Annotated in this window: 9 protein-coding genes and 1 pseudogene; 2 read left to right on the plus strand and 8 right to left on the minus strand. The window is 71.6% G+C overall.

The genetic code is table 11. From position 1 onward, the window contains the following. Positions 1–2: 2 nt before the first annotated feature. Together ACFVYS_RS03665 and ACFVYS_RS03670 are read left to right on the plus strand one after the other, a co-directional pair. Positions 3–2147 carry an acetate--CoA ligase family protein gene (locus tag ACFVYS_RS03665; RefSeq protein WP_389498628.1) on the plus strand — a complete coding sequence of 715 codons (2145 nt, stop codon included), beginning with the start codon at positions 3–5 and terminating at the stop codon, positions 2145–2147. 122 nt (positions 2148–2269) lie between these two features. Next, positions 2270–3661 (plus strand): OFA family MFS transporter, encoded by a 1392-nt coding sequence (locus ACFVYS_RS03670; protein WP_389498467.1) that lies wholly within the window; start codon positions 2270–2272, stop codon positions 3659–3661. A 229-nt stretch (positions 3662–3890) separates the two neighbouring features. Here ACFVYS_RS03670 and ACFVYS_RS03675 read toward each other — a convergent pair whose 3' ends face one another. From ACFVYS_RS03675 to ACFVYS_RS03710, 8 genes and pseudogenes are all read right to left on the minus strand, one after another. Further along, positions 3891–4937 carry a sugar phosphate isomerase/epimerase family protein gene (locus tag ACFVYS_RS03675; RefSeq protein ID WP_389498469.1) on the minus strand — a complete coding sequence of 349 codons (1047 nt, stop codon included), beginning with the start codon at positions 4935–4937 and terminating at the stop codon, positions 3891–3893. A 70-nt stretch (positions 4938–5007) separates the two neighbouring features. Beyond that, positions 5008–6456: an alkaline phosphatase family protein gene (locus tag ACFVYS_RS03680; RefSeq protein WP_389498471.1), complete on the minus strand. Its 1449-nt coding sequence runs from the start codon at positions 6454–6456 to the stop codon at positions 5008–5010. Then, positions 6453–7622, minus strand: a complete 1170-nt coding sequence (gene eboE, locus ACFVYS_RS03685) for a metabolite traffic protein EboE (protein WP_389498472.1) — start codon at positions 7620–7622, stop codon at positions 6453–6455. Before eboE ends, ACFVYS_RS03680 begins: the two co-directional genes overlap by 4 nt. Positions 7623–7625: 3 nt before the next feature. Continuing rightward, on the minus strand, positions 7626–8474 hold the full coding sequence (locus tag ACFVYS_RS03690) for a TatD family hydrolase (protein ID WP_389498474.1): 849 nt from the start codon (positions 8472–8474) through the stop codon (positions 7626–7628). A gap of 167 nt (positions 8475–8641) precedes the next feature. Next, a pseudogene (locus tag ACFVYS_RS03695) lies at positions 8642–9328 on the minus strand (EboA domain-containing protein); the annotation flags it as partial. Further along, positions 9325–10458, minus strand: coding sequence for a sugar phosphate isomerase/epimerase family protein (locus ACFVYS_RS03700; protein ID WP_389498629.1), 1134 nt, complete (start codon positions 10456–10458; stop codon positions 9325–9327). The gene ACFVYS_RS03700 and the pseudogene ACFVYS_RS03695, both read right to left, overlap by 4 nt. 92 nt (positions 10459–10550) lie before the next feature. Beyond that, positions 10551–11651 (minus strand): SCO3242 family prenyltransferase, encoded by a 1101-nt coding sequence (locus ACFVYS_RS03705; protein WP_389498476.1) that lies wholly within the window; start codon positions 11649–11651, stop codon positions 10551–10553. A gap of 224 nt (positions 11652–11875) precedes the next feature. Continuing rightward, positions 11876–13105, minus strand: coding sequence for an inositol-3-phosphate synthase (locus ACFVYS_RS03710; protein ID WP_389498478.1), 1230 nt, complete (start codon positions 13103–13105; stop codon positions 11876–11878). Between the last annotated feature and the right edge of the window lie 68 nt (positions 13106–13173).

Here is a 13173-nt window from a genome sequence, read left to right on the forward strand (position 1 = left end):
TGCTGGCCGAGGACCGGATGCTCAGGGTGCGGGCGCTGCTCGGCGCGGTGCGGGCCGAAGGACGGACCGCACTGACCGCGCCCGAGGGCAAGGTGATCGCCGACGCGTACGGGATCGCCGTACCCGGCGAGGAACTGGCGAGGGACGTCGAGGAGGCCGTCGCGTACGCGGCGCGCTTCGGGGGCCCCGTCGTGATGAAGATCGTCTCGCCGGACATCCTGCACAAGACCGACGCCGGCGGAGTGATCGTCGGGGTGGAGGGCGCGTCGGACGTACGGGCGGCGTTCCACCGCATCGTCGAGAACGCGCGTGCGTACGACGCGGGGGCCAGGGTCGACGGCGTACAGATCCAGGAACTGCTGCCGAAGGGCCAGGAGGTCATCGTCGGGGCGGTCACGGATCCGACGTTCGGCAAGGTCGTGGCGTTCGGGCTCGGCGGCGTGCTCGTCGAGGTCCTCAAGGACGTCACCTTCCGGCTGGCTCCGGTGGACGCCGACGAGGCGCTGTCCATGCTGGACTCGATCCGGGCGGCGGAGATCCTGCGCGGCGTGCGCGGGCAGGCCGGGGTGGACCGGTGGGCGGTCGCCGAGCAGATCCGCCGGGTGTCCCAGCTGGTCGCGGACTTCCCGGAGATCGCCGAGGTGGACCTCAACCCGGTGATCGCCACGGCCGAGGGCGCGATCGCCGCGGACATCCGCGTGATCCTTTCCGACACGCCGGTCACGGCGCGCCGACGCTACACGCGCGCGGAGATCCTCACCTCGATGGGCCGTCTGATGGAGCCGCGCTCCGTCGCCGTGATCGGTGCCTCCAACGAGCAGGGCAAGATCGGCAACTCGGTGATGCGCAATCTCGTCGACGGCGGTTTCGCCGGGGACATCCATCCGGTGAATCCCCGGACCGATGACATCTTGGGCCGCAAGGCGTACAAGAGTGTCACCGACGTTCCCGGAGAGGTGGATGTGGCGGTCTTCGCGATACCCGCCAAGTTCGTGGCCTCGGCCCTGGAGGAGGTGGGACGCAAGGGGATCCCCAACGCGGTGCTGATCCCCTCCGGCTTCGCGGAGACCGGCGAACACGCCCTCCAGGAAGAGATCGTGGCCATCGGTGAGCGCTACGGCGTCCGGCTGCTCGGGCCGAACATCTACGGCTACTACTCGACCTGGCAGGACCTGTGCGCCACCTTCTGCACGCCGTACGACGTCAAGGGCGGGGTCGCGCTGACCTCGCAGTCCGGTGGCATCGGGATGGCCATCCTGGGCTTCGCACGCACCACGAAGACGGGCGTGTCGGCGATCGTCGGACTCGGCAACAAGTCGGACCTCGACGAGGACGACCTGCTGACCTGGTTCGGCGAGGACCCGCACACCGACTGCATCGCGATGCACCTGGAGGACCTCAAGGACGGCCGCGCCTTCGTCGAGGCCGCGCGGGCGACCGTACCGAAGAAGCCGGTCGTCGTCCTCAAGGCGGGCCGTACGGCGGCAGGCGCGAAGGCGGCCGGCTCGCACACCGGGGCGCTCGCGGGCGACGACGCCGTCTACGACGACATCCTCCGCCAGGCAGGCGTCATCAGGGCGCCGGGGCTGAACGACATGCTGGAATACGCGCGCGGGTTGCCCGTGCTGCCCACCCCCAAGGGCGACAACATCGTGATCATCACGGGCGCGGGCGGCAGCGGTGTGCTGCTGTCGGACGCCGTGACCGACAACGGCCTCACCCTGATGGAGATCCCGCCCGACCTCGACACGGCGTTCCGCGCGTTCATCCCGCCCTTCGGGGCGGCGGGCAACCCGGTCGACATCACCGGGGGCGAGCCGCCGTCGACGTACGAGGCGACCATCCGGCTGGGGCTCGAGGATCCGCGTGTCCACGCGCTGGTGCTCGGCTACTGGCACACGATCGTCACTCCCCCGATGGTCTTCGCGGAGCTCACCGCGCGCGTGGTGCGCGAGTTCCGCGAACGCGGCGTCGAGAAGCCCGTCGTGGCCTCGCTCGCGGGTGACGTCGAGGTCGAGGAGGCCTGCCAGTACCTCTACGAACGGGGCGTCGTCGCCTACCCGTACACGACCGAGCAGCCGGTGGCGGTGCTCGGCGCCAAGTACCGGTGGGCGCGTGCGGCGGGACTGTTGGGGGGCGGTTCATGACGTGACCCGGGCGCGGGGCCGGCCGACGGTGCGCGTCGGCCGGCCCGGGTCCCGAGCGCACACGAAAGGCATTGGACAGGGGGCGCTGGCCAGAACTTTCGACGCAAGGGGTGCTGAGCGACATGACAACCACCGACTACTCCCCGTCCCTCCCCTACCGGGAGGTGACGGACCGCAACGGCAGGGTGTACCGGATCGGCGAGAGCGACCGGAACATCATGGGGCGACCACGCTGGACGATGGTGCTCTTTCCCTGGATGGGCATGCTGGGCATCAGCTCCTCGGAGTACGCGTTCACGTCGGCCGAGGACACACTGCACGACGCCCACCTGTGGAGCAGCGGGCACATCTTCTGGCTGATGGGTGTCTGGGTGTTCTTCCAGGCGGCCGTGGCCTTCCCGGCCGGGCAGCTGCGGGAGAGCGGCAGGCTGCCCGCGCGGTACGCGATGATGCTCGGCGCGCTGGGCACGGTCCTCGGCTATCTGTCCCTCGCGTACGCGCCGCATGTCACCGTCGCCTATCTCGGCTTCGGCATGTGCAGCGGCATCGGCGCCGGCCTCGTCTACGCGACCTGCGTGAACATGGTCGGCAAGTGGTACCCGGAGCGCAAGGGCGGCAAGACCGGCATGGTCAACGGCGGATTCGCCTACGGCTCGGTGCCCTTCGTGTTCCTGTTCACGTCGTACATGGACCTGGGCAACTACAAGGGCGTACTGGTGATGGTGGGCCTCACCTGCTGCGCCGTCGTGGCGTTCGCGGGGTGGTTCTTCAAGGACCCGCCGAAGAACTGGTGGCCCGCGCACGTCGACCCGCTCAAGCTCACCGACGACCCGAAGATCCGCCGGGCACTGCAGAAGAACCCGCCGGCGGTGAAGCAGTACACCCCCAAGGAGGCAGCCCGTACCCCCGTTCTGTGGATGATGTGGTTCTGTCTGCTGTGCACGGCCGGGATCAACATCTTCGGTATCGCCTTCCAGGTGCCGTTCGGCAAGGACATGGGCTTCGCCGGAGGGATCGTGGCCACGGCCATGTCCCTGAAGGCGATCGTCAACGGCACCGGGCGCGGCATCATCGGCTGGATCTCCGACCGTTGCGGGCGCCGCCACACCCTGATCATCGTCTGCCTGGTGCTCGGTACCGCACAGTTCGGTGTGCTGGTCTCCGGCCAGATGGGCAGCATGCCGTTCTTCCTGTTCTGCTCCATGGTCTCCGGCTTCGGCGGCGGCGCGATCTTCCCGCTGTTCGCCGCGATGACGGCGGACTACTTCGGTGAGAACAACAACGCCAGCAACTACGGCATGGTCTACAGCTCCAAGCTCGTCTCGGGCCTCGTGGGCTCCGGTGTCGGCTCGATCGTGGTCGGCGTGTGGGACTACGAGGGCGCGTTCGTCCTGGCGGGCTGCATCGGGCTCGCCTCCTCGGTACTGGCACTCTTCCTGAAGGCACCGGGCAGGCCGGCGGCCGGTCGTCGAATCGTCCCCAACCCGCATCCGCTCGGAGAGGAAACGGCCTGACATGACGACAGATCCCCTCGCGACCGACAGCTCTTCGTCCTCGTCGTCCTGGGGCTCGCGCGGTTCGGCGTGATCCGAGCGGGTGATGTCAGGGGCGAGTGGCCCGGCTGCTCGGCCCCGGCCCGCGGGCTGACGACGCACGCGCGCGTGGAGGCCCACCCCGTCATCTGCCGGGGCGGGCCTCCACGCGCGCGTGCGCCCGGTCAGCGCATGGGCCGCCGCCAGGTGCTCAGCACTTCTCGCGCAACGAGTGCAGGTGCGCGCTCGACTTCCGTGCGAAGGCGAACGACTCGACCGGGTTGTCGTGCTCGGCCTGCCAGTGGTGGGCCGACCGCTCACCGCGCAGCCGGGTCACGGCGGAGATGAACCGCTGGTAGTCGATGTCGCCGTCCCCGACGTCGGTCATCCGGTACCCGAACTCGTTCGAGGGATCGCTGACGCCGTCCTTGACGTGGAAGAGCGGATAGCGATGCGGCTGCCTCAGTACGTAGTCCAGCGGCTCGAAGGGCGCGGCCGTACCGTCGGCCCGCTTCGAGAAGCGGAACTGGCCGGCGTACGCCCAGAAGATGTCCATCTCCAGGAACACCAGGTCGGGGTCGGTCTCGGCGAGCAGTACGTCGTAGAGACGGACCTTGGGGTTGTCGGTCGCGAAGCCGAACTCGTCGGAGTGGTTGTGCTGGTAGAACTTCATGCCGCGGGCCCGCGCCGCCGCTCCGTACGTGTTGAACTCCTCGGCCGCGCGCTTCCACGCGTCGACGGTGGAGCCGTAGCGGAAGGGCCCGGAGGCGGTGCCGATGTGCTTGAGGCCGAGGGCCTGGGCGTCGTCGAGGACCTTGGTGAGGTTCTGGGCGAAGGTGTAGGCGTTCGGGTCGTTGGCGTAGTAGCCGACGTGGCTGCCGATCGGGGACAGTCCGTGGTTGCGTGCCAGCCGCTTCAGCTGGGCAAGGGTGATGGGGCCCGCGGAGCCCTGGGTGTAGCCGGCGAACTCGACCTCGTCGTACCCGTACTTCTTCAACTCGGCGAAGACGGGGGCGAAGCCCAGCGTGGAGACCTTGTCGCGCAGGCTGTAGAGCTGGATGCCGAGCCGGCCGGGGGGCAGGACGGGACGGCCGCGCCCGGTGGTGGAGGCACCGGTGCCGGTGGCGGGCGCCGCGCCGGCGGGCGAGGCTGCGGCCCCCAGCAGTGCGGCCGCGGTGGCTCCCGCGGCGACGCCGAGCATGCCTCGTCTGGTCAGGCGGTGGGTGAGTTCGGGGTCGATGTCGGAGATGCGGCTCATGTCTGGAACTCCTCGGGATCGGAGGGCGTTGTCAGTGGTGAGTGCTTCACTTGTGACAGTCGGCAACCGGTCAGCACAGACCGGCCAGTTGGAGCAGCAGTGCTTTCACGTCGGTGGCCGCGACGCGGTCGCCGAGCGAACGGGGGGTGGAGCAGATGAGGAGCGGACCGTCGTCGTCGCTCGCGGTAAGGCGGCCGTGGCTGCCCCGAATAGGTGACGGATCGAGGGGCACCACCGCCATGCGGTACCGCAGGCCGAGCTTCTTGCGGGCCAGGGCGGTCGCCGCCTTGACCTTCACATAGGGGTCGTGCGGATCCATGAACAGCTCGGCCGGGTCGTAGCCGGGTTTGCGGTGGATCTCCACCAGCTGCGCGAAGTCGGGCGCGCGGGCGTCGTCGAGCCAGTAGTAGTACGTGAACCAGGCGTCCGGCTCCGCCACGGCGACGAGTTCACCGGAGCGCGGATGGTCGAGACCGTGCTTCTTCTTGCCCTCGTCGCCGAGGAGTTCACCGACCCCCGGCAGTTCCTCCAGCACCTCCCACACACGGGGCAGGTCCTCGGGACGGCGCACATAGACATGGGCGAGCTGGTGATCGGCGACCGCGAAGGCACGCGACGTCATCGGGTCGAGGTACTCCATGCCGTCCTGGGTGTGCACCTCGAGCAGACCCGCGCGGCGCAGGGCACGGTTGATGTCGACGGGCCTGCTCACCCGGGTGATGCCGTACTCGGAGAGCGCGACGACGGTACGGCCCTGGGCCCGGGCCTCGTCCAGAAGGGGGGCCATGGCCGTGTCCAGGGCGGTGGCCGCCCCGAGGGAGCGGGGGTCCTCGGGGCCGAAACGCTGGAGGTCGTAGTCGAGGTGAGGGAGGTAGCACAGGGCCAGGTCGGGGCTGCGGGTGCGCAGGATGTGGCGGGTCGCGTCGATGATCCACCGGCTGGAGACCAGGTCCGCGCCGGGTCCCCAGAAGTGGAAGAGGGGGAAGGTGCCGAGTTTCTCGGTGAGTTCGTCGTGCAGGGCCGGGGGCCGGGTGTAGCAGTCGGGTTCCTTGCGGCCGTCGGCGTAGTAGATCGGACGGGGGGTGACGGTGTAGTCGGTGTCGGCGCCCATCGCGTACCACCAGCAGATGTTGGCGACCGTGTAACCGGGATACGCCCGCCGGGCGGCGTCCCACAGCTTGTCACCGGCCACCAGACCGTTGTGCTGACGCCACAGCAGGACATCGCCCAGCTCACGGAAGTACCAGCCGTTGCCGACGATGCCGTGCTCCGCGGGAAGCGTCCCGGTGAGGAAGGTGGACTGCGCGGCACAGGTGACAGCCGGCAGGACGGTCCCGAGCGGCGCGCGGGAGCCCGCCTGGGCGAGGGTCTTGAGGTGGGGCATGTGATCGAGCAGCCGGGGGGTGAGGCCGACGACGTCGAGGACGAGCAGGGGCACGGGGGACTTGGGGGCAGGGGCGTGGGTGTGGGGTCCGGGCCGGTTCCGGGGCCCGGTGTCGCCGGATGCCGGGCTGCTCATGGGAGCTCCTTGAGGCCGAGGTCGGTCAAGAGGTCACGTGCCAGGCCGAGTTCGGCGGCGATTCCGTCGGTGAGCTGGGCTCGGGCGCGGGGCCGCAGTTCGGAGGGGAGGGCCTGCCAGGTGTAGGTCTCGACCTCCAGGTGACGGGTCAGCGGGTGCGGGCCGCCGACCAGGCGGGTCAGCGCGGCTTTGAGTACGGGGAGGGTGGAGGTGAGAGGCGGGGCGGGGGCCGCGTGCAGGGGGACGTGGAAGTGGGCGCGCCAGGGTCCGGTGTCGGGCAGAGCGGTGCCGCCGAGTGCCTCGCCGAGGTCGTCGGTGCCGCGCAGGCCGGAGGCGGCGAGGGTGCGGGTCTGGTGCAGGAAGCGGGGTTCGTCGAACGCGGCGAGGGCTTCGCGGACGGCGGGAAGACGGGGGCGTTCGGCGTGCAGGGCGGCGGACAGCTGAGATTTGACGACGGGGACGCCGGCTTCGGCGAGCGCGTCCAGGGCGGTGTCCGGGTCTTCGAAGGAGGTGGCGAGATGGCAGGTGTCGACGCAGACACCGATGCGGGGATGGCCGACGGCCGCGAGCGGGGCGAGGGTGTCGGCGGTGGTCTCGACGGCGCAGCCGGGTTCCGGTTCCAGGCCGACCCGGACGGAGCGGCCGGTCAGCTCCTCCAGCGCGTCCAGGCGCTCGGCGAGGGTACGCAGGGCGGAGCGGGCCGTCGCGGCGCGGGCCGCGTTCCAGGCGGTGCGCCAGCCGAGCGGGAGGGTGGAGATGGTGCCCTCGGTGACATCGTCGGGGAGAAGTCCGGCAAGGACACGGGCCAGTGCGGTGGTGTGCTCCAGGCGTTCGGTGTCAGCCCAATCGGGCTTGTACACGCGGTACTTGACTTCCTCGGCGCCGAACCCCTCGTACGGGAATCCATTGAGGGTGACGACCTCGAGGCCCCGCCGGTCGAGTGCGGTGCGCAGGCCGCGCAGGGCCGCCGGGTCGGTGTCGAGGGCTCGGGCGGCATCCCTGGCGAGCCACAGCCCGACACCGAGCCGGTCGCGGCCGAGGCGGCGCCGGACGGGTTCGCAGTGGTCGCGGAGCTGCGTGAGGACTCCGTCGAGGGTCTCGGCAGGGTGGACGTTGGTGCAGTAGGCGAGGTGGACGGTGGTGCCGTCTGGGTGACGGAAGCGCATCGTTCACTCCCCGCCGCGCAGGATGGAATTGCCCTCGTGGGTGGGGTCGGGGGCGGTCACCTCGAGGGCGAGACGGCCGCTGAGGCCGTAGAAGGCGACGGGGTTGCGCCACAGGACGAGATCGACGTCGTCCTCGGTGAAGCCCGAGGCGAGCATGAGGTCGGCGACCCTTCGGGTCTTGAGCGGGTCGCTCCTGCCCCAGTCCGCGGCGCTGTTCACGAGGACCTTCTCCGGCCCGTACAGGCGGAGGATCCCGATCATGCGGGTCTCGTCCATCTTGGTGTCGGGATAGACGGAGAAGCCCAGCCAGTAGTCGGCGTCCTTCGCCTCCTTCACGGTGGTCTCGTTGAGGTGGTCGAGCAGGACCCGGTCCGGCGGCAGGGCGGATTCACGGACGACGTCGAGGGTGCGGCGCAGTCCGGCGAGCTTGTCGCGGTGCGGGGTGTGCACCAGGGCGGGCAGGCCGTGTTCGGCGGCCAGCTGGAGCTGGGCGGCGAGGGCGGTGTCCTCGGCGGGGGTCATCGAGTCGTAGCCGATCTCGCCGACGGCCACGACGTGGTCCTTGACGAGATAACGCGGCAGCTCCTCCAGGACGGCGGCGCAGCGCGGGTCGTTGGCCTCCTTGGGGTTCAGGGCGAGCGCGCAGTGATGGGCGATGCCGTACTGCGCGGCCCGGAACGGTTCCCAGCCGAGAAGGGAGTCGAAGTAGTCGAGGAAGGAGGCGGTCGAGGTACGGGGCTGTCCCAGCCAGAAGGAGGGCTCGACGACGGCGCGGACGCCGGCCCCGTGCATCGCCTCGTAGTCGTCGGTGGTACGCGAGGTCATGTGGATGTGGGGGTCGAAGATGCGCATCAGGACTCCTTGCCGTGGGGGTGGTCCGGGCGGTGGGGACTGCCCGAGCCAGGGGGGTCCGTGCGGTGGAGGTCCGCGGTGGGTGCGCCCGAATCGGTCGAGGTGAGAGCGTTCGGATCGGTCAGAACCGTCGGATCGGTCAGAACCGTCGGATCGGTCAGAGCCGTCGGATCGGTCAGAGCCGTCGGGTCGGGCGGACCGGTCAGCGTCAGGACGCGGTGCAGATCGCGGGGTACGGGGCGGCCCGCGGCGGTGCGTTCGGTGGCGTAGGCGTCGAGCATGCGGGCGAGTTCGGCGTCTGCGCGGGCGCGCTGTTCGAGGCCCGCCACCTCGTCGACGGGCACTCCGGCGAAGAGGCACTTCAGGACGGCATGGCGCCAGGCGTGGGCGTCGAGGTGACGGGCGGCGTAGGGGCCGACGGCGGCCGCGACGAGCCGGGTGTCATGGGTGCGCAGGGCGTCCTCGACGAGCGGGAGGGCGTCGGGCCCGGACACGAGGTGGGGCAGCGCGTGCAGGACCGCGCGACGTTCTTCGGCGGTGCCCTGGAAGTACACGCGGGCCAGGCACTCCGGGTCGGCGCGGGCCGCGCGGAGGATCAGGACGCGGGCTGTGTCGGCGTGACGACCCCCGCAGCGGCGTCCGGCCTCGGCGAGGCGTAACTCCCACACCGAGATGGGGCCATGGGTGCCCGGGTGGGCGGCGGCCTCGTCGAGAGCCCGGCGGAGCCAGACGCGGGCGGGCGCCTCGAGATGGGTGTCGAGGTGGCGGTGCAGGACGTCGAGGGGCGTGCGGGCCGGGGTGGCGCCCGCGTGTTCCGCTTCCGGGATCGCCGGGGCGGCGTGGGGGCGGCTCATTGAGTACTCCCTTCTGGGGTGGCGGAGGGCTCGCCGGATGGCGCGACGAGCAGGTTCGCCACCCGGGACGGGCGGCTCGGCGGTGATGCGACGACAGACGGCCGCTGCCGGTCGGTAGGACCGTCGGCAAGGCCGTCGGCAGGGACGGCGGTCGGGACGGCGGTGGCGCGGGCGGTCGGGTCGGCGGTCGGGACCGGGGAGCAGGGCGCCTTCGGATCGGCGTGGTCGGTGACGGTGGCTTGAGCGGACGCCGCCGCGTGGTGGAGGAACGGGAGGGAGGCTTCGGCGTGGTGGGGGCCGGCGTGGGAGTGGCGGGGCAGTTCGACCACCGTCAGCCCGCGGTAGCCGGTGTCGGCGAGAGCGGCCAGGACGGGCGGGAAGTCGATCTCGCCCTCCCCGAAGGGAAGGTGTTCGTGGACATCACGGCGCATGTCCTCGATCTGGACGTGGCGCAGCCATGGGGCCGCTGCGCGTACGCAGTCGGCAGGCGGCAGTGGCTCGAGGCACTGACAGTGGCCGATGTCGAGCGTGAGGCCGAGGGACGCCGGATCGTCCAGAGCTCGGCGGAGCCGGTGGAAGTCGGCGAGGGTCGCCAGGAGGTGACCGGGTTCGGGTTCGATGGCGAGGGGGATTCCGGCGGACGCGGCGGCGTCCAGGACGGGGGCGAGAGCCTCGGCGAGGCGCTGCCACGCGGTCTCCGCCGCCGTGCCTGGCGGGAGGGTTCCGCTGAAGCAGTGGACGGCGTGCGCACCGAGGTCACCGGCTGTCTGGACGGCGCGGAGCAGCAGGTCGACGCGGCGGGCGCGATCGTCCGGCTCCGGGTCCAGGAGGGAGGGGCCGTGCTTGCGACGCGCGTCCAGGACATAGCGGGCGCCGGTCTCGATGGTGACGTCCAGCCCGAGGGCGTCCAGTCGGTGCGCGAGGTGCCGGACGCGGACGGCGAGGTCCGGGGCGAACGGGTCCAGGTGCATGTGGTCGAGCGTCAGTCCGACACCGTCGTAGCCGAGGTCGGAGAGCAGGGCGAGGGCGTCGTCGAGGCGGACATCGGCGAGGCCGTTCGTGCCGTAGCCGAAGCGGAGCGGGAGCGAAGGAGGGGGCGAGGGTGAAGGTGGGGGCGAGGGCGAGGGCAGTGACGCCAGGGGTCGCGGCGAGGGCGGGTGCGGGGTGATCGCGTTCGGGGCCTTCTCCTCGGGACCGCTCTCGCGGCTCGTGGGTCCGAGGTTCACGTGATGCTCACCCGCCTCGCGAGCCTCCGGGCGACCGGTGCCAGGGCGGCCGTGAGCAGCGCGGTGGCCGTGGCAGTGGTGGCTCCCGAGCGGGCGATGAGAGCGGCCTGGAGGGGAATGGTGCCGCGGATGCCGGCGCCGACGGCTCGTTGGGTGAGAGGAGGGGACGGGTTGAGGGAGGCGTGCAGGTAGGAGCGGGCCGTGGTGGTGGCGTAGGTGGCGGCGAGCGCTGCGGTCAGCGGCGCGGGCGAGCGGGGTGCGGATCCTGGCTCCGGCCTCCCCCGATGACCGTGCACCTGCCCGTCGGGTGACCGGCGGTTCGGTGGCGGGCCGGGTGTCGGCCGACGCCGTACCAGCCAGGTCAGTGCGCCTGTCGTGGCGAGGGCCGCCAGGGCTGCCGTCGGCGTGCCCTCGCGGGTCTCCTGGCGGGACAGGGTCGTGACCGCGAGCGTGTGTGTGGCGAGGAGTGCAGCGGAGGGAAGGGCCGGGCGGGCGCGTCCCCCGGTGGCCGCGGCGCCGAGGAACAGATCCAGGCCACGGGCGGCGGCCATGGCGAACGGGCCTGCCGGCGTGTGCTTCAGGGCCAGGTCGTAGGACCAGACGGTGACCGCGAGCGGAGCCGCGATCGTCAGGGCCGGGCGGCCCGCCCGGGCGGCCAGGGCGAGACCGGCGGCGGTGAAGGCGCAGGCCGCCGTGAAGGCGGCGGCGGGGCTCACGCGGCCGGAGGGGAGAGGGCGGTGGGGGCGATCGGCGGCGTCCTCCGCGCGGTCCGCCCAGTCGTTGAGAACCATTCCGGCCTCGTACAGACAGCAGGAGGAGCCGATGGCGAGCAGGGTCCGGTGGTCGGGACGCCGGGTGAGCGCGGCGGCGCCCGCCAGCGCGTCGCCGGGGACCGTGAACAGGGCCGGCAGTCGCAGCAGTTCGGCCCAGGCCCGCACGCGAGCGCGGTTCCGCTCCGAGGCACCGGCCACCGCATCGGCCGGCCCGCCCGGCGTACCGGTCTCCTCGGCCGCCGGCCCATCCGACGTGCCGACATCGGAAGCCACCGTCCCGTCCGAGATACCGGCGGCCCCCGAAGCCACCCTCCGGACCGGCATACCGGCCTCGGAAGTCACCGTCCCGGCCGACCTACTGGGGGTCCCCGAGGACACCCTCCCGGCCGAGACACCGGCGGCCCCCGAAGCCATCCTCTCGTCCGACTTACCGGCCTCCGAAGCCAGACGACGGCCGGGCGCACCGGCCTCCGCAGGCATCCCCCCGTCCGGCACGGCGGCCGAGGCGTCCGCTCGCCCCTGAACTCCACGAACCCCCTCGCCCCCGCTCATCCGGCCTCCTCGCCCGACCTCGTGGTGTGATCGCGCCGTGTCCCGGGCGTCTGACGTTCGCCGGTCTCGCCACTCCCCTCGCCCGCTCCCCCGGCGCCCGCTCCCCCACCGACGCTCAGCCGTCGGGCGAATCGCTCCAGTTGCGCGTGCTGCTCCGCCAGGGCCGACGGCGCTTCGCCCACAGGGTCCTTGAAGAAGAAGGCGAGTTCGCTGAGCGGGCCGGACAGGCCGGCTTCGTGGGCCCGGGCGGCGAGGCGGGCCAGGTCGAGAACGAGTGGTGCCGCGAGCGCGGAGTCACAGCCCTGCCAGATGGTCTGGAGGATCATGCGGGTGCCCAGGAAGCCGTCGAAGGCGACGTGGTCCCAGGCGGTCTTCCAGTCCCCCAGTGCCGGAACGTCGTCGATATGGACCCCGCCCTCTGGAGTGGTCCCGAGCGTGTCGGCGAGGACGCGTTCCTTGCCCGCGTTCTTCGCCTCGGCGGCGGCCGGGTCGGCCAGGGCGGCTCCGTCACCGCCGCCCAGGAGGTTGGTGCCGGACCAGGCCCGGACCGCCAGTGCCCGCTGGGTGAACATCGGCCCCAGGACGGAACGCAGCAACGTCTGGCCGGTCTTGCCGTCACGGCCGGCGTACGGCAGCCCGCTCGACTCCGCCACGGGGAGCAGCGCAGGGTGGTGCAGTCCCGTGGACGGGGTGAAGTTCACGTACGGGCAGCCGGCTCGCAGGGCCGCGGCCGCGTAGAGGGAGCTCGGCGGCAGCTCGGAGCCGGTCGCGGCCGGTTCGGTCGAGGCCACGTTCACCACCACCGCACGTGCGAGACCGCGCCGCCGTACGAAGTCGCGGATGTCGGCGGCGAACTCGCCGATCAGCCGGTGGTCGCTGCGGGTGTCTCCCGGAGCAGGGCCTCCGGGTCTGATCTCTGCATCGGCATCGCCGAGTTCGGATGCGACTGCCGCGGGAAGGCCCGCCGGGAGGACGCCTCCGGCCGCGAGTTGCTCAGCACGTTTGGGCAGAGGGCAGTCGGTCGTGTCGTGTCCGCCGAAAACGAGGGAGGACAAGGTGGGCAAGCCGCTGTCGGCGAACGCGGGCGTCTCGGTGACCAGGCCCGTCGGCGGGTGCAGTCCGGCCGTGACGGCGGCGCACCCCGCGACCACCGTGGTGGCCACGGAGCCACGGGCCCCGATCAGCCAGACGCCGACGCGCGGGGGACGGGAAAGGGACGCGGACATGGCAGCCTCCTTGTCGTGCGCGAACCCCGGAGTACGAGGCGGGAGGAAGGGAGAAGCAGGGCGAGGAA

It is taken from the genome of Streptomyces sp. NPDC058295 (assembly GCF_042880655.1).
GTDB lineage: Bacteria > Actinomycetota > Actinomycetes > Streptomycetales > Streptomycetaceae > Streptomyces > Streptomyces coriariae.

Excerpts from the sequence above, each read along its gene's own strand:
- ACFVYS_RS03670 (WP_389498467.1), top strand. The coding sequence starts at position 2,270 with ATGACAACCACCGACTACTCCCCGTCCCTCCCCTACCGGGAGGTGACG.
- ACFVYS_RS03675 (WP_389498469.1), bottom strand. The coding sequence starts at position 4,937 with ATGAGCCGCATCTCCGACATCGACCCCGAACTCACCCACCGCCTGACC.
- ACFVYS_RS03680 (WP_389498471.1), bottom strand. The coding sequence starts at position 6,456 with ATGAGCAGCCCGGCATCCGGCGACACCGGGCCCCGGAACCGGCCCGGA.
- eboE (WP_389498472.1), bottom strand. The coding sequence starts at position 7,622 with ATGCGCTTCCGTCACCCAGACGGCACCACCGTCCACCTCGCCTACTGC.
- ACFVYS_RS03690 (WP_389498474.1), bottom strand. The coding sequence starts at position 8,474 with ATGCGCATCTTCGACCCCCACATCCACATGACCTCGCGTACCACCGAC.
- ACFVYS_RS03705 (WP_389498476.1), bottom strand. The coding sequence starts at position 11,651 with ATGCCGGTCCGGAGGGTGGCTTCGGGGGCCGCCGGTATCTCGGACGGG.
- ACFVYS_RS03710 (WP_389498478.1), bottom strand. The coding sequence starts at position 13,105 with ATGTCCGCGTCCCTTTCCCGTCCCCCGCGCGTCGGCGTCTGGCTGATC.